This is a genomic window from Allochromatium warmingii, assembly GCF_900107145.1.
GTDB classification, from domain to species: Bacteria; Pseudomonadota; Gammaproteobacteria; order Chromatiales; family Chromatiaceae; genus Thermochromatium; species Thermochromatium warmingii.
Genome location: NZ_FNOW01000078.1, coordinates 1 through 2,415 on the forward strand (window position 1 = coordinate 1; position 2,415 = coordinate 2,415).

The window sequence follows — 2,415 nt, forward strand, 5'->3', positions numbered from 1 at the left end:
CAATCAACTGATCAGTCGACAGTGTGTAGTTAAGCATAAACTAAATGAATGCAAAGCTGGTTTCAAAAACGAAAATTTCAAATGAGCTTAGTATATTTACGATAGGATTCTTCAAGCGTTAATGCATAGGCAAAATAATTCTTAGAAATAATTGTAATCGCAGCATGTTTGGCGTGATTTTTTTTGTTAGGTGTCATTGATCTTCTCTAGCGTGCTAGGATTAGTTGTTGTCCCAAGTGACGTTAGCTTTTTGGGAGAGCTTTTGCATAGCGCCTAATTTATTCACAATAATAACCGAAAGTCAAGGTTGTTTGAAGGGCTAGAGTTACAGAATTTATGCCAATAATACTTTAAGACTGTAGGAAATTTTCTCTGGTTACGAAGCTCCAGCTTCGTGACCTAGAAGTATCCACCAATTCTGAACGCTGGCGTCCTTCGATAAATCGACATACATCCTCCGCTGCTTCAATCATATGCAAAAAGCGAATGCGATCTTTATCGTGCATATTGAAACTCAGCAGGTTGCAATACTTCATGCAGTCCTGGAATATGCTCAGGATCGAACTCGACTAATAAATCAATATCGCTATCAGGTCGAGCGAATCCAGTTAACTGCGAACCAAACAGCGATAAGCGACGGATATAATGCCGCTCGCAAAATTCGGCTAAAGCATGTTGATCGAGAGATCAAGCAACGCGCATCGAATAATTTTCAACCTCCAGTTATCAATTTATTTTAGTACCCTACGCATTACGCGCCAAATTCAACGCCAGCAGCCGTTGTAATATCATGTCGTCCGGTAATTCGTGTGTGTAATCTTCCCAGCCGTAAGCCTGTGCGACGGCAATATCAAGGGCGCGATGGGCGTTGATTAGCCAAGCGGGTGGTTTATTGTATAAATTGGTGAGAGTGCGTTGTTTTAATGCGGTTTCATGGCCGGGTTTGGCAATGGGGCGGCTAGGAAATCCAGCTTGTTGTTCTTCTGGGGTAATGACCCAATCAACCCATTCTTTTGGATTGAGCCAGTTATTGCGGAGTGTATTGAGTTGATGGGCAGCGTTGGCAATAGCGCGGGCGCGTTCTTTTAATTCATCGGCGACGATGGGGATAATGGCTCCACTGTCGAGGGTTTCGGTGCCGTGTTTGGTATCGGCTGGGGTGAGGCCAGCGGGGAAAGGGAAGGTTTCAAAGCAGGATTGAGCATTGTAAGTCGGATCATTACCGACACCGTGCCAGGAACACGTTGCAAGAGACCAGCAAGTATGAAATTTTGCGGAAAGTAAGCCGAATGTCACATCATCAGCGCGACTGATAACACATAATCGTGAATCTGGAAGCATGGCAATAGGAAGCCAAACAAAAAATCTATGCTTGGCAACTCTTGGAGTTACGATGTAGCGGTTTAAACCCTGAAGAGCTTTACGCATATCAGGTCGAGGTCGCGTGTGTAACCACCACTTTGCAGCTACAGTTTCTCGTTTTTCGCTGCGAGAATTTTGGACATGTTCTATAAGATAGCTAAAGGGGTGTTCATATAAACACGCATCTTTTTCTAAAGTAGATATGCCAAAATCAATAATCCATGTATCCGAAGCGCGATTAGTTAAATCTTTTCCGTTTACCCAAGGACGAACAACATCACTGTTTGGTTTGCCATGTGGGTTAGGTTCTTTTAACCAGTTTCTTGCTTTCGATCCTGAAACATCGAAAGCGCCTGTTTTTTGTGTGCCGATAAAACATGTATTAGCATTTTTAGCAAGAACATATGCTTTTGTTATATCAGCAAACTTATCTTGATTATTTGCGCCAGAAAGATTTGATTGAATCCTCAAAACTGGTTGACCATTAAGCATAGTTGCAATTGGTTCACCATGATGTCTGAACGCCACTAGTGACACCCGAACCGCCGCACCTTCGTTAATCCACTGTTCATCTGACCAAGCATTAAAAATTGTCCCTGTATTACAAATTCGCTCAAGGACTTTACGGTTAGCTCCACCTCGAATACTATTAGTTGCTACTAATCCCGCCGCTTGTGCTTTGCCCGATTCGATATGATCTCTTGCCTTTTCAAACCAATAAGTTACAAGATCAGCTCCACCGGGAACCCGTCCTTGATAAATCGAGCGAAGTGTATTTACATAATTTTCGCCTAATGCTCTAAGCATCTTTTTATCACCCAAAAACGGCGGATTCCCGACAATCACATCGGCTGGCGGCCATTCGGCCTCGCTCCCATCCGCATTCAATAACGCATCCTGATGCGCAATCCCCTCTAACGGACGCAAAATCGGATTCATTGCCGGTTCATATTTATTACGCCGACACCACTGAATATCCCCAATCCACACCGTCACCCGCGCCAATTCCGCCGCAAACTCATTAACTTCCAATCCCAACACATTATGCGGCCC

1 protein-coding gene and 1 pseudogene are annotated in these 2,415 nt (G+C 43.9%); both read right to left on the minus strand.

From position 1 onward, the window contains the following. Positions 1–495: 495 nt before the first annotated feature. Positions 496–657 (minus strand): annotated as a pseudogene (locus BLW10_RS14360) (nucleotidyltransferase family protein); the annotation flags it as partial. Between the two features lie 87 nt (positions 658–744). Continuing rightward, positions 745–2,415 (minus strand): class I SAM-dependent DNA methyltransferase (locus BLW10_RS14060; RefSeq protein ID WP_177169079.1); only part of this gene is annotated, 1,671 nt, incomplete at its 5' end.